This is a genomic window from Limimaricola cinnabarinus LL-001, assembly GCF_000466965.1.
In the GTDB taxonomy this organism is placed as follows: domain Bacteria; phylum Pseudomonadota; class Alphaproteobacteria; order Rhodobacterales; family Rhodobacteraceae; genus Limimaricola; species Limimaricola cinnabarinus.
The window spans coordinates 52,542-77,882 of record NZ_BATB01000010.1 but is presented as its reverse complement, the minus strand read 5'-3'; the positions used below and the strand labels follow the sequence as shown (position 1 = coordinate 77,882).

Genomic DNA, 25,341 nt, shown 5'->3' with positions numbered 1-25,341 from the left:
GCTCCTTCGCCGTCGCAGCCTTTATAGCGGCGGGCATGAACAACCCGCCCCGCCTCCCGCCCGAAATCGCCCGCCGCCGGACCTTTGCGATCATCTCGCATCCCGACGCCGGCAAGACGACGCTGACCGAGAAGTTCCTGCTGTTCGGGGGCGCGATCCAGATGGCCGGACAGGTCCGCGCCAAGGGCGAGGCGAGGCGCACGCGCTCGGACTTCATGCAGATGGAGAAGGACCGCGGTATTTCGGTCTCGGCCTCGGCGATGTCCTTCGATTTCAAGAACTTTCGCTTCAACCTCGTCGACACGCCCGGCCACTCGGACTTTTCCGAAGACACCTATCGCACGCTGACGGCCGTGGACGCGGCCGTGATGGTGATCGACGGCGCCAAGGGGGTGGAGAGCCAGACCCGTAAGCTGTTCGAGGTCTGCCGCCTGCGCGACCTGCCGATCCTGACCTTTTGCAACAAGATGGATCGCGAAAGCCGCGACACCTTCGAGATCATCGACGAGATCCAGGAAAACCTCGCCATCGATGTGACGCCTGCCTCCTGGCCAATCGGCGTCGGGCGCGATTTCCTGGGCTGCTACGACCTTTTGCGCGACCGGCTGGAGCTGATCGACCGGGCCGACCGCAACCGCGTCGCCGAGAGCATCGCCATCGACGGGCTAGATGATCCCAAGATCGCCGAGCACGTGCCCGCGCATCTTCTCGAAAAGCTGCGCGAGGAGGTCGAGATGGCGCGCGAGCTTCTGCCTGCGCTCGACCCCAAGGCCGTGCTCGAAGGCCACATGACGCCGATCTGGTTCGGCTCGGCAATCAACAGCTTTGGCGTCCGTGAGCTGATGGAAGGCATCGGCACCTATGGCCCCGAGCCCCAGGTGCAAAAAGCGATGCCGCGTGCGATCGCGCCTGAGGAGAGCAAGGTCGCGGGCTTCGTCTTCAAAGTGCAGGCCAACATGGACCCCAAGCACCGCGACCGCGTCGCCTTCGTGCGGCTGGCCTCGGGACATTTCGAGCGCGGCATGAAGCTCACCCATGTGCGGTCGAAAAAGCAGATGGCGATCACCAACCCGGTGCTGTTCCTCGCCTCTGACCGCGAGCTGGCCGAAGAGGCTTGGGCCGGCGACATCATCGGCATCCCCAACCATGGCCAGCTTCGGATCGGCGACACGTTGACCGAGGGCGAAAGCATCCGCGTCTCGGGCATCCCCTCTTTCGCGCCCGAACTTTTGCAGACCTGCCGCGCGGGCGATCCGATGAAGGCCAAGCATCTCGACAAGGCACTGAGCCAGTTCGCTGAGGAAGGCGCCGCCAAGGTCTTCAAGCCGACCTTCGGTTCTGGCTTCATCGTGGGCGTGGTCGGTGCGCTGCAGTTCGAGGTGCTGGCGAGCCGGATCGAGCTGGAATACGGGCTTCCCGTGCGGTTCGAGCCGTCGCAGTTCACCTCGGCGCGCTGGATGGCGGGCGACAAGACCGCGGTCGAGGCCTTTGCGGCGAAGAACAAGCAGCATGTCGCGACCGACAATGACGGTGATCTGGTCTATCTCACCCGGATGCAGTGGGACATTGACCGGGTCGAGCGCGATCACCCGGAGATCAAGCTCGTGGCGACGAAGGAAATGATGGTCTGAGGCGCAGGATGTGAAAGAGGCGACCCGACAGGCCGCCCCTCTCGCGTCGAACCAGAGCCATTGGCTCAGACGAGTTTCGCGTCCATGGTGATCTCGGCGCCCTTGAGGACCTTCGACACCGGGCAGCCGGTCTTGGTGGCCTCGGCAGCCTTGCGGAACTGCTCCTCGGAGGCACCCGAGACCTTCGCGGTCACGTCGAGGTGGATCTTGGTGATCTCGAACCCCTCGCCCACCTGCTCGAGCGACACGGTGGATTGGACATCGATGTCGTCGGCCGTCAGCTCGTCCTTACCTAGTTCGAGCGACAGCGCCATCGCGTAACAGGCCGCATGCGCCGCGCCGATCAGCTCCTCGGGATTGGTGCCGGGGCCGCCTTCGAAGCGGGCGTGAAGCCATAGGCCTGATCCTTCAGGACACCGGTCTGCGTCGAGATCTCGCCGCCGCCTTCCTTGATGCCACCGCTCCAATGCGCCTTGCCATGTTTCTTGATCATCGGTCTCTCCATTTCGTGGCGCCCCGGTCACGGGGCTCTGAGGGCAACGCCCGCCGACCCGCCCCGTTCCCCCGTCAAACTTGACCCCGACAGGTTTCGGCATAAGGCACGCCCAAGTCGAACGACCCGGCAATCCGGCCGGGCGGGCCGCGCCTGCTCCTGCGGCCAATCGGTGCCGCAGTCTCGAAAGGCTCACATGACTCAATTCTCCGACCTCAATCTCGATCCCAAGGTGCTCAAGGCCATCGCCGAAGCCGGCTATGAGACGCCGACGCCGATCCAGGCGGGCGCCATTCCGCCCGCTCTCGAAGGCCGTGACGTGCTCGGCATCGCCCAGACCGGCACCGGCAAGACCGCGAGCTTCGTGCTGCCGATGATCACGCTTCTGGGCCGCGGTCGCGCCCGCGCCCGGATGCCGCGCAGCCTTGTGCTCTGCCCCACCCGCGAACTGGCGGCACAGGTGGCCGAGAACTTCGACACCTATGCCAAGCACACCAAGCTCACCAAGGCGCTGCTGATCGGCGGCGTCTCGTTCAAGGAGCAGGACACGCTGATCGACAAGGGCGTCGACGTGCTGATCGCCACGCCGGGCCGACTGCTCGACCATTTCGAGCGCGGTAAGCTTCTGCTCACCGGCGTGCAGATCATGGTCGTGGACGAGGCCGATCGCATGCTCGACATGGGCTTCATTCCCGACATCGAGCGGATCTTCGGCCTGACGCCCTTCACCCGCCAGACGCTGTTCTTCTCGGCCACCATGGCGCCAGAGATCGAGCGGATCACCAACACCTTCCTGTCGAACCCCGAGAAGATCGAGGTGGCCCGCGCCGCCACGACGGGCGAGAACATCAAACAGGGCGTGGTCATGTTCCGCGCCTCGCGCAAGGACAAGGAAGCCGCGGAGAAGCGGGACCTTCTGCGCGCGCTGATCGACGCCGAGGGCGAGGCCTGCACCAACGCGATCATCTTCTGCAACCGCAAGATGGACGTGGACGTGGTGGCCAAGAGCCTCAAGAAGCACGGATATGACGCGGAGCCGATCCACGGCGATCTCGACCAGAGTCAGCGCACGCGGACCCTCGACGGGTTCCGTGCAGGCAACGTGAAGATCCTCGTGGCCTCAGACGTCGCCGCGCGCGGCCTCGACGTGCCCTCGGTCAGCCACGTCTTCAACTTCGACGTGCCCAGCCATGCCGAGGATTACGTGCACCGGATCGGTCGCACCGGCCGGGCCGGGCGCAAGGGCTCCGCCATCATGATCTGCAATCCGCGCGACGAGAAGAACCTCGAGGACGTGGAGCGGCTCGTGCAGAACCCGATCCCGCGCCTCGACGATCCGCGCGGAGCCAAGGCTCCCGCCGCGGCGGCCCCGGCGACCGAGACCGCCACCGAGGAAGAGCGTCCACGCCGCTCCCGCACGCGCAGCCGGTCGCGCAGTCGCGACGAGGCCAAGCCCGAGGCTTTCGCCGATGCCGTCGCGACCGAGACCCCCAAGGTCGAGGCCCGGCCCAAGCAGAAGGCCGACGTCGAACCTGCGCCGAAAGCCGCGTCTGAGCCCGAACCCCGCGTCGAGGCCAAGCCGGCCCCGGCCCCGGACCCGGCCCCTGTGCTCGAAGCCGCCCGTGAACAGGCTCCGGCCGAACCTCACCGCACCGAGCCGCGTGGCAATGAGCGTGACCGCAATCGTGGTGGCCGGGATCGGCGGCGTCACGATCAGCGCGACGAGGAGGTCGTCGGCATGGGCGAGGACACCCCCGCCTTCATCGCCAAGAGCTTCGAGGAACGGCGCGCGGGCTGATGCGTACCTCGGCATTCCTCACGCTTGCGCTGTTGCTTTCGGCCCTGCCCGCGCAGGCCGAGGAGCAACGCTGCACAGCGACTGTCAATGGCCGCGAGACCGTTGTCACATATGACGATGCCATCGCCTTCGACACCAAGCTCGGCACGCGCGAAAGGCTGTCGCGCTGGCCGGGCAAGGTCTGGAACAAGACCTGGGGCACGCCGCCCGCCTGCGACAGCCGGGTGCTCTATACCTATCTCTCGGTCGAACTGCCGCCCGAGGAGACCGAGGGCTATTGCCTCGATCCCGATCCCGACGACGAGGGTTGGCTCCTCGTGCCGGGCGAACGTGGCGCCACCGCGCAGTGCAGCGTTACCACCTGCGACCGCGTCAACGCAGCAGCCGACGGCGCGATCGACACCGGTGCGGCGCTGGCCGGGCTGGTCCTGACGCCGCCGCCCACCCCCGCCGAGGCCGTGGCCAAGCCGGAACGCCTGCTGCACAGCTCAGGCGCGTTGGTGCTTAAGGGCACGGCGGAATGGCTGGCGACCAGCATCGGCACTACGGCGCCCGGCGTCACGGCGGCGCTGACCGGCCCCGTGGCCATCGGGGCCGCCGCGGCCTCGGTCGTGGTCATCGGCAGTGCGGTCTATGTCTGCAGCGGCTGATCGGTGCGACCTGGAGTAGCTTGAACACAAAAAGGGGAGCCGATGGCTCCCCTTTTTTTCATGCTTTATCGTTCGACAATGACGGGTCGGGGCATACCGCCCCGACTCGCCGCCGGTCTGATCAGCTCAGGCGGCTCACCACCACATTCACCTCGGGCTTCTTGCCGGTCTCGGCCTGCGTGGTCGAGCGCGCGATCCGCTTCAATTCGCGGTCGAGCTTGTCCTCGTCGCGCATCATCCGGCGGCCGGCCTTGTTCACAAAGGCGGCCAGATCAGATTCCAGCGTCTCGACCAGCTTGGCCCTGGAACGTCCCGTCTCGGGCAGGCCCATGATCTCGCACCACGGATCGCCCAAGGGCTCGTCGTTCTCGTCCACGATCATCGTCACCGTGACATGACCGTTGAGCGCCATGCGGATCCGGTCGCGCACAATACCGTCCATCGCACCGATCATTACCGACCCGTCGAGATAGCTGCGGCCGGTGTCGACATATTCGGCCACCTTGGGCGCGTTGCCCGACAGGTCCAGCATCATGCCATTGACCGCGACGATGCCCGGCAGGCCCCGCTCGAGACCGAGCTTCACATGCTCGCGCAGGTGACGGTGTTCGCCATGCATCGGCACGAGGAACTGCGGACGCACGATGTCGTGCAAAAGCTGCAAGTCGGGGCGGTTGGCATGGCCCGAGACGTGGAACAGGCCATGCGTGTCCTCGATTACGTCCACGCCCTTCTCGGAGAGCTGGTTCATGATCTTGATGACGCCGCGCTCATTGCCCGGGATGGTGCGCGAGGAGAACAGGAAGCTGTCACCCTCCTGCAACTTCAGGCCGAGATAGGAGCCCTGTGCCAGCTGCGCACTGGCCGCGCGGCGCTCGCCCTGGCTGCCGGTAACGAGGAGCAGCAGCTTTTCGCGCGGGATCGACGCGGCCTCTTCGGGGCCCACGGTCTTGGGAAAACCGTGCAGCAGGCCGCATTCGGTCGCCGTCTCGACCATGCGGCGCATGGCGCGGCCCAGCAGGCAGACGGTGCGCCCGGCCCGGTCGGCGGCGATGGCGATGGTCTTGAGGCGCGCCACGTTCGAGGCGAAGGTCGTGGCAACGACCATGCCGGGCTGCGCCGCGATCAGCTTTTCGATCTCGGGCGCGAGTGTCGCTTCCGAGCGGCCCGGCTGCGGCGAGAACACGTTGGTCGAGTCGCAGATCAGCGCCTTGACGCCGCCCTTGGACACCTCGGCCCAGAGATCGGGGTTGAACGGCTCGCCCACCACCGGGGTGTGATCGACCTTGAAGTCGCCTGAATGCAGCACGCGGCCCTCGGGGCTATCGATCACGAGACCCGAGCTTTCGGGGATCGAGTGGCTGATCGGCACGAAACCGACCTTGAAGGGGCCTGCGTCGACCGTGGCGGGCCAAGGCTCGACCACGTTGAGGATGCTGTCGGGCGCACCGTGCTCGTCGAGCTTGTGGCGCGCGATCGCGGCGGTGAACTTGCGCGCGTGGATGGTCGCGCCGAGGCGCTTCCAGAAATGGCCGACCGCGCCGACATGGTCCTCATGGGCGTGGGTGACGAAGATCGCCTCGATGCGATCCTTGCGCGCCTCGAGCCACGAGATGTCGGGCATGATGAGATCGACGCCCGGCGTCGTGTCCATGTCGGGGAAGGTCACGCCGAGATCGACGACGATCAGCCGTTCCTGCCCCGGTTTGCCATAGCCGTAGACATAGGCGTTCATGCCGATCTCGCCGCGCCGCCGAGAGGAAGGTAGATCAGTCTTTCGCCGCTCATGCGGTCTCCTTGTTGTATCTGAGGATGACGGTCAGCCCGTGCATCGTGAGGTCGTCTTCGATGTCGTCAAAGAGCATGTCGCCCTGCGCGAAGAGGGGCGCAAGCCCCCCGGTTCCGATGATCCGCATCGGGCGCTCGCGCTCCGCCCTGATCCGGTCGCATATGCCTCGCACCAAGCCCACATAGCCCCAGAAGATGCCAGATTGCATGCAGGCGACGGTGTTGGTGCCGATTACTTTCTCGGGCTTGCTCACATCGACATGCGGCAGTGCCGCCGCCGCCTGGTGCAATGCCTCAAGGCTCAGGTTCACGCCGGGTGAGATGACGCCGCCGACATAGGCCCCGTCGCGCCCGACCACGTCGAAAGTCGTCGCCGTGCCGAAATCGACCACCACGAGATCGCCGCCATGCCGGTCCCATGCGCCCGCCGTGTTGACCAGTCGGTCGGGGCCCACCTGCGTACCAGCGTCGACGCGCGGCGCGACCGGCAGGCGGCATTCGGGCTTGCCCACCACGAGGGGGCGGCAGCCGAAGTAGCGATCCGCCAGAACGCGTAGGTTGAACACCACACGAGGCACGGTCGACGAGATGATCATCTCGTCGATCTGCGCCTCGATGCCGCCGATCTTCATCAGGGTCGAGAGCCAGACGAAATACTGGTCCGCCGTGCGCTGCCATTCGGTCGAGGTGCGCCAAGTCGCGAGGAATCGCTCCCCGTCCCAGATCGAGAACACGGTGTTGGTGTTGCCGCAATCGATGGCCAGAAGCATCGTCGCCCCTTCTAGAAGAACACGTCGGCGGCGCTGATCGCGCGCAGGCCCTTGGGCGTGCGCAGCATCAGGTTGCCGGCCTCGTCCACGGTCTCGAACACGCCCGTGATCTCGTCGGTGCCGGTGCGGGCGGTGATCACCTCGCCCAGCCGGGCGGCGTGGCGCAGCCAGTCCTCGCGGATGCGGGCGAAGCCGAAGGCGTCCAGTTTGCCCTCTTCGGTGGCATAGGCGTTGGCGAGATGGGTCAGGAAGTCCTCCGGGTCAACCACCGGCCCGCCATCATCGGCGACCGCCACGGGTGGGAAAGACGCATCGCGCACGCCCTCGGGCCGGATGGCGAGGTTCACGCCGATGCCGATCGAGAGCCAGTCGACATAGGGTCCCTGCCCCGCGCTCTCCAGCAGGATGCCCGCGACCTTGCCACCATCGAGGAGCACGTCGTTCGGCCATTTCAGGGACAGCCGGGTCCGGTCGACATGGATCGCCAATGTCTCGAACAACGCGATGGCGGCGAGGAAGCTGCGCCGCGCGGCTTCGGTCGGCGTCGCCTCGGGTTTGAAGACCAGGGTGACCGCGAGGTTGCCGGACTCGCTGGTCCAGTCGCGGCCCCGCCGGCCCCGGCCCGCAGTCTGCTCATGCGCCATGATCCATGTAGGCCCGGCAAGGCCAGAGGCCGCGCGTCGCGCGGCCTCGGCCATGGTGCTGTCGACGGTGTCGAGAACGACCCGCTCCCACCCCTCGGGCCAGAGCCCGTGGGAGGCGGCGTCAGTTGACAAGGGTCGCCGCCGCGGCCGCGGCCAGAGGCTCGATGCCGAAGAGATTGATCACGCCGAACACCATCACGGCGGCCGAGGCCATCAGCACACCCCACAGGAGCGGCGAAGTGCCGGTATCGAGCGCCTCGCGCTCTTCGCCGAAATACATGTAGTAGACGATGCGCAGGTAGTAGAACGCGCCGATCACCGAGGCGATGACCCCGAGGATCGCGAGCCAGGTCAGACCGCCCTCATAGGCCGCTCGCAGCACGTAGAGCTTGCCGAAGAAGCCGACCATCGGCGGCACGCCGGCAAGGCTGAACAGCAGCACCAGCATGGCGAGCGCCCGCATCGGCGCATAGCGCGAATACATGTGCAGCGAATTGATGTCAGTGACGGGTCGCCCGTCGCGCTCCATCGACAGGATGAAGGCGAAGGTGCCGATGTTCATGGTGACGTAGATCGCCATGTAGATCAGCATCGCCTGCACGCCGAAGGCGGTGCCCGAGGCGAGGCCCATCAGCGCGAAGCCCATATGGGCGATCGAGGAGTAGGCCATCAGGCGCTTGATGTTGGTCTGGCCGATCGCGGCGATGCCGCCCCAGAACACCGAGACCACCGACAGGAAGGCGATGATCTGTTGCCAGTCGCCGACGATGCCACCAAAGCCGTCGAAAACGACCCGTGCAAAGAGCGCGATGGCGGCCATCTTCGGCGCGGTCGCCATGAAGGCCGTGACCGGTGTCGGCGCGCCTTCATAGACGTCGGGCGTCCACATGTGGAACGGCGCCGCCGAAACCTTGAAGGCGAAGCCGACCATCAGGAAGACGAGGCCGAAGATAAGCCCGAGCGGAACGTCGATCGCGGTGGCGAGGAAGATGCCCTCGAACTGCGTGGTGCCGGCAAAACCATAGACCAGCGAGGCGCCATAGAGCATCAGGCCCGAGCTAAGCGCGCCCAGCACGAAGTACTTGAGACCGGCTTCGGTCGACTTCTCGCTGTCGCGGCGCAGTGAGGCGACGACATACATGGCGAGCGACTGCAGCTCGATGCCCATATAGAGAACCATGAGGTCGTTGGCCGAGACCATCACCATCATGCCAACCACGGCCAAAGTGACGAGAACCGGGTACTCGAAGCGCAACAGGTTGCGGCGCGCGAGGTATTCCTGGCTCATCACCAGCACGATCGCCGCCGAGAGCAGGATCGTCACCTTGGAGAAGCGGGCGAAGCGTCATCGATGAAGCTGTTGAGGAAGGCCGGGTCGGTGCCCTCGCGTGTGGCGATCAGGAAGGCCACGAGGCCGAACATCGCCGCCGTCGCCCAGATCAGGATGCCGGCGGACTTGTCCTTGGTGGTGTAGACGCCCGCCATGAGCGCGACCATCGCGTAGACCGCAAGGATCACCTCGGGCAGGACGGTCTGGAGATCGAGTGAGAACATGTGTCCTGGTCCTTAGTGCTGTGCCGGGGTCGCGGCGGTCGCCGAGGCGATGGCATTCTCGGAGCCATGCGCCGCGACCGCGACCTCGACCTGATCCACGAGACGGGCGACGCTCGGGCCGGTGATGTCGGTGACGAGGCTCGGATAGACGCCGAGCAGGATCGTCATCACGACGAGCGGCGCGAAGATCCATTTCTCGCGGGCGGTCATGTCGGTGATCGACTTGAGGCTCTCCTTGATCAGGTCGCCCATGACGACCCGGCGGTAGAGAAAGAGCGCGTAGGCGGCCGAGAAGATGACGCCCGTGGTGGCGACGGCGGCAACCCAGGTGTTGGCCTGGAACATGCCCATCAGCGTCAGGAATTCACCGACGAAGCCCGAAGTGCCCGGCAGGCCGACATTGGCCATGGTGAACAGCAGGAACACTGCGGCATAGGCCGGCATCCGGTTCACGAGGCCGCCGTAAGCGTCGATCTCGCGGGTGTGCATCCGGTCGTAGATCACACCGACGCCAAGGAACAGCGCGCCAGAGATGAAGCCGTGGCTGATCATCTGGAACACCGCGCCATCAAGGCCCTGCTGATTGAGCGCGAAGATGCCGGCGGTGACGAACCCCATATGCGCGACCGAGGAATAGGCGATCAGCTTCTTGATGTCTTTTTGCACCAGCGCCACGAGCGAGGTGTAGACGATCGCGATGGCCGACAGCCACAGCACCAGCGGCGCCCAGATCTCGGAAGCGACCGGGAACATCGGCAGCGAGAAGCGCAGGAAACCGTAGCCACCCATCTTCAGCAGGATCGCGGCGAGGACGACCGAACCGGCAGTCGGCGCCTGAACGTGTGCGTCAGGCAGCCAAGTGTGAACCGGCCACATCGGCATCTTCACCGCAAAGGAGGCGAAGAAGGCGAACCAGAGAAGCGTCTGCACGCCGCCCAAGATCTGCACCCCGAGGATCGGGAAGCTCTCGGCCGAGAAGTTGTAGGCCATCAGCGTCGGGATGTCGGTGGTGCCCGCCTGCGCGAACATCGCCACCATCGCCACCAGCATCAGCACCGAGCCGAGGAAGGTGTAGAGGAAGAACTTGAACGAGGCATAGATGCGGTTCTTGCCGCCCCAGATGCCGATGATCAGGAACATCGGGATCAGGCCCGCCTCGAAGAAAAGATAGAACAGCACGAGGTCCAGCGCTACGAACACGCCGATCATCAGCGTCTCGAGCACCAGAAAGGCGATCATGTATTCCTTGACCCGGTGCGTCACATCCCAGCAGGCCGCGATGACGAGGGGCATCAGGAAGGTGGTAAGCATCACGAACAGCAGCGAGATGCCGTCGACGCCCATCTTGTAGCGCATGCCGAGGAGCCACTGGCGATCTTCGACGAACTGGAAGCCCGCCGCGTCCGTCTTGAAGCCTGCGAGAATGAACAGCGACACTGCGAAGGTGAAGACCGTGGTGGCGAGCGCCACCCATTTGGCGTTGCGCTGCGCGGCCGCGTCGTCACCGCGCAGGAACAGCGCGAGGATGCCGGCGCCCAAAAGCGGGATGAAGGTGGTCAGAGAGAGAAGGTTGCCCATCTGTTATTCGGCCCCCCCGGCCAAGGTCATCCAGGTCAGGATCAGGGCAAGGCCCAGAACCATCGCGAAGGCGTAGGTAAAGACGTATCCGTTTTGCGCGCGGCCAGCGAGGCGAGTGAAGAAGGGCACGATGCCCATCGCCACGCCGTTGATGCCGCCGTCGATGACGTTGCCGTCGCCGCGGGTCCACAGGAACCGCCCGATGGCCTGAGCCGGGCGCACGAAGAGAAAGTCGTAGAGCTCGTCGAAGTACCACTTGTTGAGCAGGAAGTTGTAGAGCGGACGCTGGTTGCGCACGAGGGCGGCGGGCAGCTCCGGCCGACGGATATACATCAGCCAGGCAAGGCTCAGGCCAATCAGCATGGCGACGAAGGGGCTGACCTTGACCCAGACGGGGGCGTGATGCGCCTCGTCGATCACGTCGTTGCCCGGCGCCATGTAGATCGCTCCCATGCCCGGAGGCGCTACGGCCACATCGACGGCGGTCGGCACATGCGCCTCCTCGCCCATATCGGCATGCTCGCCCTCGGTCAGCGTGTCCTCGATCACCGCCTCGGCGGCATGTTCGAGATCGCCCTCGGCAAGCGAAGCGACCGCATCGACCGGCCCATGGCCTGCGGCCTCAGCCTCGGCGCCATGTTCGGCCACCGTCACGGGCATGCCGAAGAAGCGCTGCATCCGGGCCTCGTCGCCGAAGAAGGGCGCGTACCACAGCATGCCGGCGAAGATCGCGCCGAGGCTGAGCACGCCCAGCGGCACCAGCATGACGCCGGGGCTTTCATGCGCGTGGTCGTGGGTGTGGTGATCGCCGCGCGGCTTGCCGAAGAAGGTCATGAACATCAGGCGCCACGAGTAGAAGCTCGTCATCGCGGCGGCGAGTACCAGAAGCCAGAAGGCATAGGGCGTGGCCCCCGCATAGGCGCTTTCGATGATGGCGTCCTTGGACAGGAAGCCCGCGAAGCCGATCGAGGTAAGAGGAATGCCGACGCCGGTGATCGCGAGGGTACCGATCATCATCGCCCAGTAGGTATAGGGGATCTTCTTTCGCAGACCGCCATAGTTCCGCATGTCCTGCTCGTGGTGCATCGCATGGATGACCGAGCCGGCCCCGAGGAACAGCAGCGCCTTGAAGAAGGCGTGGGTGAACAGGTGGAACATCGCCACCGAGTAGACGCCCGAACCCGCGGCCACGAACATGTAGCCCAGCTGCGAACAGGTCGAATAGGCGATCACGCGCTTGATGTCGTTCTGCACGAGACCAACGGTCGCCGCATAGAAGGCGGTGGTGGCGCCGAGGAAAACGATGATCGATTTGGCGTCGGGCGCGAATTCGAGGATCGGCGACATGCGGCAGACGAGGAAGACGCCCGCCGTCACCATGGTCGCGGCGTGGATCAGGGCCGACACCGGGGTCGGGCCTTCCATCGCGTCGGGCAGCCAGGTGTGCAGCAGGAGCTGCGCCGACTTGCCCATTGCGCCGATGAAGAGCAGCACCGACACGATCTCGACGGCGCGGAACTCCAGACCGAGGAATTCGAGCTGCATGCGCGCGATCTGCGGCGCCGCGCCGAAGATGTCAGAGAAGTTGATCGAGTCCGCGAGGAAGAACAGCGCGAAGATGCCGAGCGCGAAGCCGAAATCGCCAACGCGGTTGACGATGAAAGCCTTCATCGCGGCGGCGTTGGCCGACGGCTTGCGGTAGTAAAATCCGATGAGCAGGTAGGAGGCGACGCCCACCCCTTCCCAGCCGAAGAACATCTGCACGAGGTTGTCGGCGGTGACCAGCGACAGCATTGCGAAGGTGAAGAACGACAGATAGGCGAAAAAGCGCGGGCGATAGCTTTCGCCTGGGCGGAAGTCTCGTCATGCGCCATGTAGCCGAAGCTGTAGAGATGCACGAGGAAGGAGACCGTGGTGATCACGATCAGCATGATCGCGGTCAGACGGTCGAGCCGAATAGCCCAGTCCGTGGCAAGGCTGCCGCTCTCGATCCAGCGCAGGATCTGGATCTGCTCCATCTGGCCGTCGAAGCCCAGAAACACGATCCACGACAGCAGACAGGCGAGGCCGACCAGCGAGGTGGCGACCCATTGCGCGCCCGCCTCCGAGATCAGCCGCCAGCCGAAGCCCGCGATCAATGCGCCGACGAGCGGCGCGAAGAGGATGATCGTTTCCATGAGCGCCTCAGCCTTTCATCACGTTGACGTCTTCGACGTCGATGGTGCCGCGGATCCGGAAGAAGCAGACGAGGATGGCGAGGCCGATCGCGGCCTCCGCGGCCGCGACGGTCAGCACGAAGAGCGTGAAGACCTGCCCCACCAGATCGCCCAGATAGGCCGAGAAGGCGACGAAATTGATGTTCACCGCGAGCAGCATCAGCTCGATCGACATCAGGATGATGATGACGTTCTTGCGGTTCAGGAACAGCCCGAAGATGCCGATGACGAACAGCGCCGCCGCGACGGTGAGATAATGTTCGAGCCCTATCGGGGCTTCAGCGAGATAAGCGTCCATCAGTGTCCCTCCGGGCTTTTGCCCGTTCGCGGTCTATCAGAGGCCCTGGCCGGGCTTCACGTCCTTGAGTTCCAGCGCCTTAGCCGGATCGCGGTACATCTGCGCCAGGATGTCCTGACGCTTCACATCCTTGCGGTGCCGCATCGTCAGCACGATCGCGCCGATCATCGCCACCAGCAGCACGAGGCCGGCGAGCTGGAACAGCAGGATGTAGCGATCATAGATCAGCAGGCCCAGAAGCTGCGTGTTCTCGATATCGAAGACGAAGGGCGCGGCGAGGCGCTCGTCATAGCCTTCGGAGTAATCCCAGACGCCGAAGGCCAGAGCCAGCTGCATCAGAAGGACGACGCCGATCAGCAGCGCCAGCGGCATGTATCTGGCCATTTCGGCCTTGAGCTCGGCGAAATCGACGTCGAGCATCATCACCACGAAGAGGAACAGCACCGCGACGGCGCCGACATAGACGATGACCAGAAGCAGCGCCACGAACTCGGCGCCGACCAGCACGAACAGGCCCGCCGAGCTCAGGAAAGCGAGGATCAGCCAGAGCACCGAGTGCACCGGGTTGCGCGCGATCACGGTGAACAGACCGCCCACCACGGTCGAAATCGCGAAGAGGTAGAAGATGATGGCGGCGGCGGTCATCGTGCGGTGTCCTTTCCGGTGTCCTCGTCCATGGCTTCGGTGGCAAGTTCCATCGCCTTGGTCATCGCGGGCACGCCGCCGAACATGCCCGCCTGGGCGATGGTCTCGGCGATCTCCTGTTTCGTGGCGCCCGCCTCGCGCGCATGGCGCACGGTAAGGCGAAGCTGGCTCTCGGCCTGCGCGCCGAGGATGGTCAGACCGGTCAGCGTCAGCAGCAGCCGCGTCTTGGCGTCAAGCCTTCGGGATTGAGGGTGCGTCCCATGAACGCCTCCATCATCTCCTTGGGCATGGTCGGCCAGAGCTGCTCAAAGCCCTTCGGCGTGAAGCTCTCGAGCGCGGGATTCATCTTCCGCGCCCAGTCCTGGCCCATCTTCATCATCTGCGCGAAGGGGTTCTGATCGGTCATGGCCCTATCCTGTTCAGCGATACGGCGCGTCGAGCTCGAGGTTGCGGGCGATCTCGGCTTCCCAACGGTCGCCATTCGCCAGCAGCTTGGCCTTGTCGTAGTAGAGCTCCTCGCGGGTCTCGGTGGAATACTCGAAGTTCGGCCCCTCGACGATCGCGTCGACCGGGCAGGCCTCCTGACAAAAACCGCAATAGATGCACTTTGTCATGTCGATGTCGTAGCGCGTGGTGCGGCGCGAGCCGTCCTCGCGCGGTTCGGCATCGATGGTGATCGCCTGCGCAGGGCAGACCGCCTCGCACAGCTTGCAGGCGATGCAGCGTTCTTCGCCCGACGGGTAGCGACGCAGCGCATGTTCGCCGCGGAAACGCGCCGAGAGCGGGCCCTTTTCGTGCGGATAGTTCACGGTCGCCTTGGGCGCGAAGAAATACTTCAGCCCCAACTTCATGCCCTTGGCGAAATCCTGCAGCAGGAAATACTTGGCGGCGCGGGTATAGTCGATCTGCGTCATGCTCAGACTCCCAGGGTCCAGCGGGCCCAGAACCCACCGAGGACCTCGAATTTCGCGAGGAACGCCACGATCACGACCCAGACGAGCGACATCGGCAGGAACACCTTCCAGCCCAGACGCATCAGCTGGTCGTAGCGGTAGCGCGGGGTGATCGCCTTCACCATCGCAAAGATGAAGAAGACGAAGATCATCTTGAGAGCCATCCACAGGATGCCGTCGGGCAGGCCGGGGATGGGCGACAGCCAGCCGCCGAAGAACATCAGCGACACCAGAGCGCACATCAGCACGATGGCCACGTATTCGCCGATCATGAACAGCAGGAACGGCGTCGAGGAATATTCCACCTGATAACCGGCCACCAGTTCGGACTCGGCCTCGGGCAGGTCGAAGGGCGGGCGGTTGGTCTCGGCCATGGCCGAGATCAGAAACAGGAACAGCATCGGGAAATGCGGGATCCAGTACCAGTTCAGCAGACCGAAATCGCCATCCTGCGCGGCCACGATGGCGCCGAAGTTCATGCTGCCGGTCGAGATAACGATGCCGATGATGATCAGGCCGAGCGAGACCTCATAGGAGATCATCTGCGCGGCCGAGCGCAGCGAGCCGAGGAAGGGGTATTTCGAGTTCGAGGCCCAGCCACCCATGATCACGCCGTAGACCTCGAGCGAGGAGACGGCGAAGACATAAAGCAGCGCCACGTTGAGGTCGGCCAGCACCCATCCATCGGCGAAGGGGATCACGGCCCATGCGATGACGGCCATGACGAAGGAGATCATCGGCGCGAGGAAGAACACGGGGCGGTCCGCCCCGGCGGGCACAACCACTTCCTTGACGATGTATTTCAGAAAGTCGGCGAAGCTCTGCATCAGGCCGAAGGGGCCGACCACGTTGGGCCCGCGCCGCTGCTGCACCGCGGCCCAGACCTTGCGGTCCACGAGCAGCAGGAACGCCAACGCCACCAGAAGCGGCACGATCAACAGGAGCGATTGCCCAAGGATCAGCAGCACGGCGCCGATGCTGGTTTCGGTGAAGAATTCGACCATGGTGCTTCCCTCAGACCGTCGGGATGCCGTTCAGACCGCAGTTCTGGACGGTGACTTCGGCATCGATCGTGCGTAGCCCTTCAGGCAGGGCCGGCGAGATGGTGTAAACAGCATCGGCGCGCCAGTTTCCAGCCGATTCATCGAGTTGCGTACGGACATGGCGCGCGAAGCCGAAGCCGCGGATCAACGCATATTGCGCCGCCGCGCATTCGGCGTAGGCGATCACGTCCTCGGCCTTGGCACCGCCGCTCATCGCGACGTGAAAGTTCACGAGGTCACCGTCGAGCAGGCGCGTCTCGACGCCGTCATGCTTGGGCGCGCCCGCCCCGCCCCGCCCCGCCGAGGCATCCACCTCGGCGCAGCCGGCCACGAGGGCCGCCAGGGATATCGGGAGGGCGGCGCGCATCCTCACTCGGCCGCGATCTTCTGCTGCCGACGCGCGCGGGCCTTGCCCGCAAGCTCGCCCATCAGCTCGCTGGCGCGGGCGACGGGGTTGGTGAGGTAATGCTCGGCGACAATGCTTTCGAAATCGCCAAGGCTCTCGTCCATGGAGGCCAGCGTCAGCGGCTGCCACTCATTCTCGGCCACCTCGTCGAGACGGGCGAGGTGCGGATGCGCCGCGACCATGGCCTGACGCAACTGCGCGAGGCTGTTCCACGGTTGCACCGCGTCCATCTCGGCCGAGAGCGCGCGCAGGATGGCCCAGTTTTCCTTGGCCTGCCCCGGCGCGAAGCTCGCGCGCAGCGCCAGTTGCGGGCGCCCTTCGGTGTTGACGAAAAGGCCCTGCTCCTCGACCCAAGCCGCGCCCGGCAGGATCAGGTCGGCGCGATGCGCGCCCCGGTCGCCATGGCTGCCCTGATAGATCACGAAGGGGCCAGAGGGCAGCGCGATCTCGTCAGCGCCCATGTTGTAGATCACCTCGGCCCCTTCGAGCGCGGCTTCGACGCCGCTCTCGCAGGTGGCGCCGACATCCATCGCGCCGACGCGGCTCGCGGCCGAATGCAGAACCAGCAGCTTGCTCTTGGAACGCGTCGCCAACTCCATGGCATGGGCCAGAGCGGCCTCGCCATCGGCCCCGATCAGCGCGCCCTGCCCCACGACGACGACCGAGTCTTCGTCGAGCACGCGGTCGAAATCATGCTCCAGCAGATCGGCCAGCGCCTTGCGGCCGGTGCCTGCATGGGCCGCGTCATAGGTCAGATCGGCGACTGCACCGACATGTCCCACATTGGCCCCGGCGAGCCATGCCTTGCGGATGCGGGCGTTGAGCACGGGTGCTTCGATGGCCGGGTTGGTGCCGATCAGCATGATGTGCTTCGCGGTATCGAGATCCTCGATCCGCGCGCTACCGACATAGGCCGAGCGATTGCCCGCGGGCAGCTTCGCGCCGTCGGTACGGCACTCGACGACACCGCCCTGCGCTTCGATCAGTTGCTTGAGCGCGAAGGCCGCCTCGGTCGGGACGAGATCGCCGACGAGGCCGACGGTCTTGCGGCCCTTCATGGCGGCGGCGGCGGCAGCGAGCGCCTCGGGCCATTCGGCTTTGCGCAGCTTGCCGTTCTCGCGGATATAGGGGCTGTCGAGGCGCTGACGCGAGAGGCCGTCCCAGACGAAGCGCGCCTTGTCCGACAGCCATTCCTCGTTCACGCCGTCGTGGTTGCGCGGCAGGATGCGCATCACCTTGCGGCCCTTGGTGTCGACCCGGATCGAGGAGCCGAGCGCGTCCATCACATCGACGGTCTCGGTCTTGGTCAACTCCCAAGGACGGGCGTTGAAGGCGTAGGGCTTGGAAACCAGCGCGCCTACGGGGCACAGGTCGATGATGTTGCCCTGCAGGTTCGAATCGAGCGTCTGGCCAAGATAGGACGTGATCTCCGCATCTTCGCCGCGCCCGGTCTGGCCCATCTGGGAGATACCGGCCACCTCGGTGGTGAAGCGCACGCAGCGGGTGCACGAGATGCAGCGCGTCATATGCGTCTCGACCAGTGGGCCGAGATCGAGATCCTCGGTCGCCCGCTTGGGTTCGCGGTAGCGCGAGAAGTCGACGCCATAGGCCATCGCCTGATCCTGCAGGTCGCATTCGCCGCCTTGGTCGCAAATCGGGCAATCGAGCGGGTGGTTGATGAGCAGGAACTCCATCACCCCCTCGCGGGCCTTCTTGACCATGGGTGAGTTGGTCTTCACCTGCGGCGGTGCGCCATCGGGCCCGGGGCGCAGATCCTTGACCTGCATGGCGCAGGATGCCGCCGGTTTCGGCGGGCCGCCCACGACCTCGACGAGGCACATGCGGCAATTGCCGGCGATGGTCAGCCTCTCGTGATAGCAGAAACGGGGGATTTCGATCCCCGCGGTCTCGCAGGCCTGGATGAGCGTCATCGCCCCCGGCACTTCGATGACCTTTCCGTCGATGCTGACTTTGCGCAAATCGGACATGGCAGGCCGCCCCTTTCCTCGCGTCGGACGCATGCCCCCCTGTGGAGGCTGCGATCGAGGGGGGTTCTAGCGCGGCTCGCCCGGTGATGCCAGACGCATCCTCGTGCCGGATCGGGGAAATTTCCCTCCCCAGTCGTTTGCGGGCTGCGGCACGCGCGCGCAGCCCCGCAAGGTTTACTGAAGCAAGGTGCCGATCCGGCTGCCTGCGGCCATCTCGCGGCGGCCCACCTCGCAATAGGTTTCCCATTCGCCCTCGACGCCGCCCTTTTCACGCAGCAGCGCCCGGGCCTCGGCCTCGAGCTTCTTCTTTTCGGCCTTGTCGTCGATGAAGGCGCTGATCTGCGTGCGCGAATAGCCCAGCTCAAGCGCGTGGCTGCGTAGCGAGTTGAGATAACCGATGCCGGTCAGCCAGCGCGAGTCGAGGCTGTCGCATTTGCGGCCGATCTCGTAGGCGATCGCGGTCGAGATCAGCCCGTCGCGGATCTTGGCATTATCGCGCAAGGCCGGCAGCGCCGCCGTGGCCCCGGCGGCGATGGTGAAGCCGAGGATCAGCGCGGCCGTGCGGGCGAAATGGGATTTGGTCATGAGTGGTCTCTCCTATCGGGCCGGTTCGGAGGGCTGCTCATGTCCACCGCCGGCGCTTCTGGCCAAGACCTTGGCCTCGAACGGCCGATATTCAATATCACGCTGTGGAGAGGGTGCGTGGGGCGGCGGATCGCCGCCCGGCGGTCAGGCGTCGTGCCCACCCTCGGCCATCTCGGCCTCCTCGCGCTTCAACTGCGCCGCGCTCTCACCCTTGGCATGGGCGAGGCGCCTTTCCACCCATGGCACGGCGACATAGGAGATGAGCGGCACCGTAAAGGCGGTGGAGATCAGGATCTCCAGCCAGAGTGGCACACCGGGCGCCAGCCACGAGAACAGGTAGCTCGAAATCAAGACCGCCGGATAGACCGCGAGCCAGACGCCGAAGTTCTTCAGCGCCTGGTCGCGCCAGGTCACGCGGCCCCGAATGCGGCCGCCTTCGCTCACTGAGCCGCGACCGCCGCCGCAACGCCGCGACCGCGGATGCGGTCCTCGATCTCGTCGCGGAAATTGCGGATCAGGCCCTGGATCGGCCATGCGGCCGCGTCGCCGAGCGCACAGATCGTGTGACCCTCGACCTGCTTGGTCACGTCAAGCAGCATCTCGATCTCCTCGATCGCCGCGTCACCGCGCACCATCCGCTCGAGCACTCGCATCATCCAGCCGGTCCCTTCGCGGCAGGGCGTGCACTGCCCACAGCTTTCGTGCTTGTAGAACTTCGACAGCCGCCAGATCGCCTTCACCATGTCGGTCGACTGATCCATGACGATGACGGCCGCGGTGCCAAGGCCAGAGCGCTGCTCGCGCAGCCAGTCGAAATCCATGATCGCGTCTTCCATGGTCTCTGCGCGCAGCACCGGCACCGAAGAGCCGCCCGGTATTACCCCCTTGAGGTTTTTCCAACCGCCGCGGATGCCGCCGCAATGCTTGTCGATCAGCTCCTTGAAGGAGATCGACATCTCTTCCTCGACGACACAGGGCTTGTTGACGTGGCCCGAGATCGCGAAAAGCTTGGTCCCGGTGTTGTTCGGACGCCCGAAGCCGGCGAACCATTCCGGCCCCCGACGCAGGATCGTCGGCGCGACGGCGATGGATTCGACGTTGTTCACCGTGGTCGGGCAGCCGTAGAGCCCCGCGCCTGCCGGAAAGGGCGGCTTCATCCGGGGCATGCCCTTCTTGCCTTCAAGGCTTTCGAGCAGCGCGGTTTCCTCGCCGCAGATGTAAGCGCCTGCGCCGTGATGCAGGTAGAGGTCGAAATCCCAGCCCGAACCGGCGGCGTTGCGGCCCAGAAGGCCCGCGTCATAGCATTCGTCGATCGCCTGCTGCAACGCCTCGCGCTCGCGGATGTATTCACCCCGCAGATAGATGTAGCTCGCATGCGCGTTCATCGCGAAGGAAGCGATCAGGCAGCCCTCGATCAGGGTATGCGGATCATGGCGCATGATCTCGCGGTCCTTGCAGGTGCCGGGTTCGGATTCGTCGGCGTTGACCACGAGATAGGACGGACGACCGTCGCTCTCCTTGGGCATGAAGGACCATTTCAGGCCGGTCGGAAAACCCGCGCCGCCGCGGCCGCGCAGCCCCGACGCCTTCATCTGTTCGACGATCCAGTCGCGCCCCTTCTTGATGATGTCGCCGGTGCCGTCCCAATGGCCACGGGATTGCGCGCCCTTCAGCGTGCGGTCGTGCATCCCGTAGATGTTGGTGAAAATGCGGTCCTGATCCTTGAGCATCGGCTCACCTTTCGTCGTCCCGACGCGCGCGCCAGGTTTGATATGTCATCCACAATCCCATGACGAACCCGGCAAGGGCCATCAGGTCGAACAATCCACGCCAGCGCATCGGCAGGTCGAGCGCATTGCCGGCAAACACCGCGATCACCCAGAACACACCCGTCCCGGCGAGCACAAGCGCCGCCTTGCGCCCCGCCGCGCCGCTCATGCCCCGTCCCTCAGCTCTCTGGCTTGGCCGATCCAGTCGTCACGCAGCACGCGGCCCTTGAAGCCCTCGAGGTGATCGTCGATCCATGCCGCCTCGCCCTCGGACCAGGCCGCGATCTGCGACAGGTGCCAGACGCCAAGCCGATTGAGCTGATCTTCGAGCTTCGGGCCGACGCCGCGCAGCCGCTTGAGATCGTCGGCATCGCCATGCGGCGCGTCGAGAAGCTCGGGCTTCCTGCGCAGATCGGCGGCCACCCCGTCCGGCATGTCCGGCGTCACGGCCTCGTCCTCGGCCGCCTCACGATCAAGCGCCTCGGTTTGCGAGACCTCTTCGCCGAGATCGCCCTCCGAGCTATTGCCATCATCGGCGTCGAGCACGGCCGTGTCATTCACTTTCCCGGCGTCGCGTGTCTCGGCCATGGCGTTCGGCGGCTCGCTTTGGGTTTCCCGGCCACCTGTCTCGGCCACAGCAGCGCCGGAAGCAGGCTCCATCGGGGTCTCGGACGCAGCTTCGGTTTCGGACGTCGTGGCCGTATCCATGTCCGCGACCTGTCCCTGCTCCGGACGGCCGTTCTTGGCGGGGGATGCGGGGGCGACCTCGTCAGATGCCTCCGCGTCGCGGCAGACCAGTGCCAGAAGCAGCAATGCCGAGGCCACCGCCAGCAGCGCCGCGATCAGCAGCGAGGAGAACCAGCCGCGGTCGCCGAGCGCCAGCAGGATCCACAACACGACCCCACCGGCGATCGCGCCGCCGATGCTCATCATCCGACAATTTCCGCCGATGCCGTTCATGCCGTGTCCTCCGAATAGCCCAAGCAATGCGCCCCGCCCTTCTTATTAGGACGGATCGCCGCCGAATCAAACGGATGCGCGGACCGGGCGGGTCCGCGCATCCCTTGCGTGCCTGTCGAGGCCGCAGTCGCCATCACGTGTCGGTCGGCTTCTTCGGGGTCTTGCCGCTTTCGGCGGTGCCGCCCGGTTTCTGGGTCTTGGGAGCGTTGTAAACGCCACCCGGGGCGGCCGGATCGGCGGTGCCGACACGGTCTTCCGTGCTGTCATCCGCATCGGTATCGGGCGCTATCGGCCTGCCACCTTCGGGGGCCTCGTTGCCGACCGTCGCGTCCTGCGGTTCATCGGCCGGGAAGTCGGCCGAGACGGGCTTGGCCGCACTCGAGGCCGGGGCCTCCTGCTCGGTCACGCCGGACGCGTCGGCGCTGCGACCCTTGGCGGGGGTGGGCTCATCAGGATCGGCCTTGCCCTCGGCCACGTGATCGTCCTGACGCTGCCACGGCGTGGTCAGCGGCACCTCGGTGCCGTCGATCCGCTTGATAGTGTCACCGATCTTCACCGCCAGCGCCACGGCAGCGTTGTGCGGATCGCGGTCCTGCGCGCCGTCGGCGAGCGAGGTCAGGTTGTCGATCGGCTCGGCGGCATAGCGGCCGTTCTGCGGACCCGGGGTCGGCACACGGCCCGCCGCCATCTCGTCGATGATCTCGGACAGCCGTTCGGTGGTCAGATCCTCGTAGTAGTCCTTGCCGATCTGGGCCATCGGCGCGTTGGCGCAGGCGCCGAGGCACTCGACCTCCTCCCACGAGAACTTGCCATCCGCCGAGATCTCGTGCGGCTTCTTGGCAATCTTCTCCTGACAAACCTTCATCAGGTCCTCGGAGCCGCACAGCATGCACGACAGCGTGCCGCAGACCTGGATGTGGGCCACTGAGCCCACGGGCTGCAACTGGAACATGAAGTAGAAGGTCGCGACCTCAAGCGCCCGGATATAGGCAAGATCGAGCATTCTCGCGACCTCCTCGATCGCGGGACGCGAGAGCCAGCCTTCCTGCTCCTGGGCACGCCACAGCAGCGGGATGATCGCGCTGGCCTGACGCCCCTCGGGGTACTTCGTGATCTGCGCCTCGGCCCAAGCCTGGTTGGCCGGGGTGAAGGCGAAGCTCTCGGGCTGGTCGGGGTGAAGTCTGCGCAGCATTCGCTCGATCCGGTGTTCTGGGCGCCCCCCATTCTGCGGGCGGCGCGTGTCATGTCAGGAAGGGCGCGGGCCCTCAGATGCAGTTGTTGGTCAGCACCCGGATGGTGCCGTCATCGGTGACCTCGGCACGGCCCTGAGCAGTGAGCTGTGGCCCCAGCTCCAGAAGCTGCTGCTGGGTCAGGTTCGCGCTGAGAAGGACTTGGCCCACATTGTCCGCGGTGATCGCGCAGCCCTGCGCCTCGATCGCAGCGACCAGCCGGTCGGCCGGGGCCGCCTGCGGCGCGCGGGCGGCGACAGAGGTCGCCCCGACGCTGCCGACCCGCCCCTGCGCGCCGACGCCGCCGATCTGTGCGCCCGCCGTGCAGGCCCCGAGCGCGCCGAGCGCCACAAGAGCCATCGTCATCCGCATCGCCGTCATCTCGATCGTTCCCGCCTTGTGTGTCACCGGGGCACGCGGCACCGGCCTGTTGTCCGTATTGCCCGCCTCAGCGGTCGACCTCACCAAACACGATGTCCATCGTGCCGATGATCGCCGCCACGTCCGCAAGCTGGTGGCCCGAGGCGACGTGGTCCATCGCCTGCAGGTGCAGATAGCCCGGCGCGCGCAGCTTGGCGCGGTAGGGTTTGTTCGACCCGTCGGCCACGAGATAGACGCCGAACTCGCCCTTGGGCGCCTCGACGGCGGCATAGACTTCGCCCGCGGGCACGTGGAAGCCCTCGGTGTAGAGCTTGAAGTGATGGATAAGCGCTTCCATCGAGGTCTTCATGTCGGATCGCGTCGGCGGCGTGACCTTGCCGCGGGCGAGGACGTCGCCCTTTTCGACGCGCAGCTTCTCGCAGGCCTGACGGATGATCTTGGTGCTTTCGCGCATCTCGGCCATGCGGACGAGATAGCGGTCGTAGCAGTCGCCGTTCTTGCCGACCGGGATCTGGAAGTCGAACTCGTCATAGCATTCGTAGGGCTGTGCGCGACGCAGATCCCAGGCAAGGCCCGAGCCGCGCACCATGACGCCGGAGAAACCCCAGTCCTGAATTTCCTGCTCGCTCACCACGCCGATATCGGCATTGCGCTGCTTGAAGATGCGATTCTCGGTCAGCAGCCCGTCGATATCCTCGAGAAAGGCCGGGAAGCTCTCGGCCCAGGCGTCGATGTCCTCGATCAGCTCGGGGGGCAGGTCCTGATGCACGCCGCCGGGCCGGAAATAGGCCGCGTGCAGACGCGCGCCGGAGGCCCGCTCGTAGAACACCATGAGCTTTTCGCGCTGCTCGAAGCCCCAAAGCGGCGGGGTAAGCGCGCCGACGTCCATCGCCTGTGTGGTGACGTTCAGCAGGTGCGACAGGATGCGGCCGATTTCGGAGAAGAGCACCCGGATCAGCGAAGCGCGGCGCGGCACCGGGGTGCCGGTAAGACGCTCGATAGCGAGGCACCAGGCATGCTCCTGATTCATCGGCGCCACGTAATCGAGACGATCGAAATAGGGCAGGTTCTGCAGGTAGGTGCGGCTTTCCATCAGCTTCTCGGTGCCACGATGCAGCAAGCCGATATGCGGATCGCAGCGCTCGACGATCTCGCCGTCGAGCTCGAGCACGAGACGCAGCACGCCGTGCGCCGCCGGGTGCTGCGGTCCGAAGTTGATGTTGAAGTTGCGGATCTTCTGCTCGCCGGTCTTCGTATCCTCGAAGCCCTTGGCGTTGATGGTCGAGCCGTCCATGACTTACCCCTTCGCGCCCGCGTCGCCGGCCTTGTCGTCGCCGGGAAGCACGTATTGCGCCCCTTCCCAGGGGCTCATGAAATCGAACTGCCGGTATTCCTGCACGAGCTTCACGGGCTCGTAGACCACCCGCTTCTGCACCTCGTCGAAGCGCACCTCGGTATAGCCCGTGGTCGGGAAGTCCTTGCGCAGCGGAAAGCCGCGAAAGCCGTAATCGGTGAGAATACGGCGCAAGTCCGGGTGTCCGGTGAAGATGATGCCGAACATGTCGAACACCTCGCGTTCGAACCAGTTGGACGAGGGGTGGATCTCAATGATCGAGGGCACCATCTCGTCCTCGCGGACCTCGGCACGGATGCGGATGCGGTGGTTCTGGTACATCGACAGGAAGTGGTAGACCACGTCGAAGCGCTTGTCGCGGCCCGGGTAGTCGACCGCGGTGATGTCGATCAAAGTCGAGAAACGGCAGGTCGGATCGGTCTTGAGAAGCTCGACGAAGCCGGGGATCGCCTCGGGCGTGACGGTGACGGTGAGTTCGCCGAAGGCGATCTCCCAGCCGGTCACGCAGTCGGGGCGCTTGGCTTCGAGATGCGCGCCCAGGTCGTTCAGTGCCTCGCTCATGGCGATTCCCCCGAAAAAGATGTCTCTTGGCGGTCCGGTCTGGCCCG

23 protein-coding genes and 4 pseudogenes are annotated in these 25,341 nt (G+C 65.4%); 3 read left to right on the top strand and 24 right to left on the bottom strand.

What is annotated here, in order from left to right:
* Positions 1-35 precede the first annotated feature (35 nt).
* Positions 36-1,631, top strand: coding sequence for a peptide chain release factor 3 (locus tag MBELCI_RS06080; protein ID WP_021693283.1), 1,596 nt, complete (start codon positions 36-38; stop codon positions 1,629-1,631).
* 65 nt (positions 1,632-1,696) lie between these two features.
* Here the strand turns inward: MBELCI_RS06080 and MBELCI_RS06075 are convergent.
* Positions 1,697-2,124, bottom strand: a pseudogene (locus MBELCI_RS06075) (OsmC family peroxiredoxin).
* A 196-nt stretch (positions 2,125-2,320) separates the two neighbouring features.
* Between MBELCI_RS06075 and MBELCI_RS06070 the strand changes: the two are divergent.
* The gene (locus MBELCI_RS06070; RefSeq protein ID WP_021693281.1) at positions 2,321-3,922 is read left to right on the top strand and encodes a DEAD/DEAH box helicase; all 1,602 of its coding nucleotides are present in this window, start codon (positions 2,321-2,323) and stop codon (positions 3,920-3,922) included.
* Positions 3,922-4,572: a hypothetical protein gene (locus MBELCI_RS19180; protein WP_021693280.1), complete on the top strand. Its 651-nt coding sequence runs from the start codon at positions 3,922-3,924 to the stop codon at positions 4,570-4,572. Before MBELCI_RS06070 ends, MBELCI_RS19180 begins: the two co-directional genes overlap by 1 nt.
* 121 nt (positions 4,573-4,693) lie before the next feature.
* Here the strand turns inward: MBELCI_RS19180 and MBELCI_RS06060 are convergent.
* The 23 genes and pseudogenes from MBELCI_RS06060 to MBELCI_RS05955 all read right to left on the bottom strand — a co-directional run bounded on the left by MBELCI_RS06060 (position 4,694) and on the right by MBELCI_RS05955 (position 25,294).
* Positions 4,694-6,360 (bottom strand): annotated as a pseudogene (locus MBELCI_RS06060) (ribonuclease J).
* Positions 6,357-7,130, bottom strand: a complete 774-nt coding sequence (locus MBELCI_RS06055; protein WP_021693278.1) for a type III pantothenate kinase — start codon at positions 7,128-7,130, stop codon at positions 6,357-6,359. The pseudogene MBELCI_RS06060 and the gene MBELCI_RS06055 overlap by 4 nt, the downstream one beginning before the upstream one ends.
* 11 nt (positions 7,131-7,141) lie before the next feature.
* A complete protein-coding gene (locus tag MBELCI_RS06050; RefSeq protein WP_021693277.1) occupies positions 7,142-7,906 on the bottom strand; it encodes a biotin--[acetyl-CoA-carboxylase] ligase in 765 nt (254 codons plus the stop codon).
* A pseudogene (nuoN, locus tag MBELCI_RS06045) lies at positions 7,896-9,328 on the bottom strand (NADH-quinone oxidoreductase subunit NuoN). The gene MBELCI_RS06050 and the pseudogene nuoN overlap by 11 nt, the downstream one beginning before the upstream one ends.
* A 12-nt stretch (positions 9,329-9,340) precedes the next feature.
* A complete protein-coding gene (locus tag MBELCI_RS06040; protein ID WP_021693275.1) occupies positions 9,341-10,906 on the bottom strand; it encodes an NADH-quinone oxidoreductase subunit M in 1,566 nt (521 codons plus the stop codon).
* A 3-nt stretch (positions 10,907-10,909) separates the two neighbouring features.
* A complete protein-coding gene (gene nuoL / locus MBELCI_RS06035; RefSeq protein WP_439645920.1) occupies positions 10,910-12,691 on the bottom strand; it encodes an NADH-quinone oxidoreductase subunit L in 1,782 nt (593 codons plus the stop codon).
* Positions 12,574-13,083, bottom strand: a complete 510-nt coding sequence (locus MBELCI_RS22905) for a hypothetical protein (RefSeq protein ID WP_439645919.1) — start codon at positions 13,081-13,083, stop codon at positions 12,574-12,576. The genes nuoL and MBELCI_RS22905 overlap by 118 nt, the downstream gene beginning before the upstream one ends.
* A 7-nt stretch (positions 13,084-13,090) precedes the next feature.
* Complete coding sequence (gene nuoK, locus MBELCI_RS06030) at positions 13,091-13,420, bottom strand: NADH-quinone oxidoreductase subunit NuoK (RefSeq protein WP_021693273.1); 330 nt, start codon at positions 13,418-13,420, stop codon at positions 13,091-13,093.
* 36 nt (positions 13,421-13,456) lie between these two features.
* Positions 13,457-14,065 (bottom strand): NADH-quinone oxidoreductase subunit J, encoded by a 609-nt coding sequence (locus MBELCI_RS06025; RefSeq protein ID WP_021693272.1) that lies wholly within the window; start codon positions 14,063-14,065, stop codon positions 13,457-13,459.
* Positions 14,062-14,471, bottom strand: a pseudogene (locus tag MBELCI_RS06020) (carboxymuconolactone decarboxylase family protein). Before MBELCI_RS06020 ends, MBELCI_RS06025 begins: the two are co-directional and overlap by 4 nt.
* Before the next feature lie 13 nt (positions 14,472-14,484).
* The gene (nuoI, locus tag MBELCI_RS06015) at positions 14,485-14,979 is read right to left on the bottom strand and encodes an NADH-quinone oxidoreductase subunit NuoI (RefSeq protein ID WP_021693270.1); all 495 of its coding nucleotides are present in this window, start codon (positions 14,977-14,979) and stop codon (positions 14,485-14,487) included.
* Positions 14,980-14,981: 2 nt separating this feature from the next.
* Positions 14,982-16,022 carry an NADH-quinone oxidoreductase subunit NuoH gene (nuoH, locus tag MBELCI_RS06010; RefSeq protein ID WP_021693269.1) on the bottom strand — a complete coding sequence of 347 codons (1,041 nt, stop codon included), beginning with the start codon at positions 16,020-16,022 and terminating at the stop codon, positions 14,982-14,984.
* Positions 16,023-16,032: 10 nt separating this feature from the next.
* Positions 16,033-16,428, bottom strand: coding sequence for a YNQ4 family lipoprotein (locus MBELCI_RS06005; protein ID WP_045319774.1), 396 nt, complete (start codon positions 16,426-16,428; stop codon positions 16,033-16,035).
* 2 nt (positions 16,429-16,430) lie between these two features.
* Complete coding sequence (nuoG, locus tag MBELCI_RS06000; protein WP_021693267.1) at positions 16,431-18,455, bottom strand: NADH-quinone oxidoreductase subunit NuoG; 2,025 nt, start codon at positions 18,453-18,455, stop codon at positions 16,431-16,433.
* A gap of 174 nt (positions 18,456-18,629) precedes the next feature.
* Positions 18,630-19,040, bottom strand: coding sequence for a DUF5333 domain-containing protein (locus MBELCI_RS05995; RefSeq protein WP_021693266.1), 411 nt, complete (start codon positions 19,038-19,040; stop codon positions 18,630-18,632).
* Between the two features lie 144 nt (positions 19,041-19,184).
* Positions 19,185-19,454, bottom strand: a complete 270-nt coding sequence (locus tag MBELCI_RS05990; RefSeq protein ID WP_131505509.1) for a putative antibiotic biosynthesis monooxygenase — start codon at positions 19,452-19,454, stop codon at positions 19,185-19,187.
* A gap of 26 nt (positions 19,455-19,480) precedes the next feature.
* The gene (gene nuoF, locus MBELCI_RS05985; protein ID WP_021693264.1) at positions 19,481-20,770 is read right to left on the bottom strand and encodes an NADH-quinone oxidoreductase subunit NuoF; all 1,290 of its coding nucleotides are present in this window, start codon (positions 20,768-20,770) and stop codon (positions 19,481-19,483) included.
* A gap of 4 nt (positions 20,771-20,774) precedes the next feature.
* Positions 20,775-20,978, bottom strand: a complete 204-nt coding sequence (locus MBELCI_RS05980; protein ID WP_021693263.1) for a DUF5337 domain-containing protein — start codon at positions 20,976-20,978, stop codon at positions 20,775-20,777.
* Entirely contained in the window at positions 20,975-21,769 is a 795-nt protein-coding gene (locus MBELCI_RS19175) for a helix-hairpin-helix domain-containing protein (protein ID WP_021693262.1), read from the bottom strand. Before MBELCI_RS19175 ends, MBELCI_RS05980 begins: the two co-directional genes overlap by 4 nt.
* 133 nt (positions 21,770-21,902) lie before the next feature.
* Positions 21,903-22,961, bottom strand: a complete 1,059-nt coding sequence (nuoE, locus tag MBELCI_RS05970) for an NADH-quinone oxidoreductase subunit NuoE (RefSeq protein ID WP_021693261.1) — start codon at positions 22,959-22,961, stop codon at positions 21,903-21,905.
* Positions 22,962-23,034: 73 nt separating this feature from the next.
* The gene (locus tag MBELCI_RS05965; protein WP_235047575.1) at positions 23,035-23,364 is read right to left on the bottom strand and encodes a hypothetical protein; all 330 of its coding nucleotides are present in this window, start codon (positions 23,362-23,364) and stop codon (positions 23,035-23,037) included.
* Between the two features lie 82 nt (positions 23,365-23,446).
* Complete coding sequence (locus tag MBELCI_RS05960) at positions 23,447-24,673, bottom strand: NADH-quinone oxidoreductase subunit D (RefSeq protein WP_021693259.1); 1,227 nt, start codon at positions 24,671-24,673, stop codon at positions 23,447-23,449.
* A 3-nt stretch (positions 24,674-24,676) separates the two neighbouring features.
* Complete coding sequence (locus MBELCI_RS05955; protein ID WP_021693258.1) at positions 24,677-25,294, bottom strand: NADH-quinone oxidoreductase subunit C; 618 nt, start codon at positions 25,292-25,294, stop codon at positions 24,677-24,679.
* Positions 25,295-25,341: the final 47 nt, after the last annotated feature.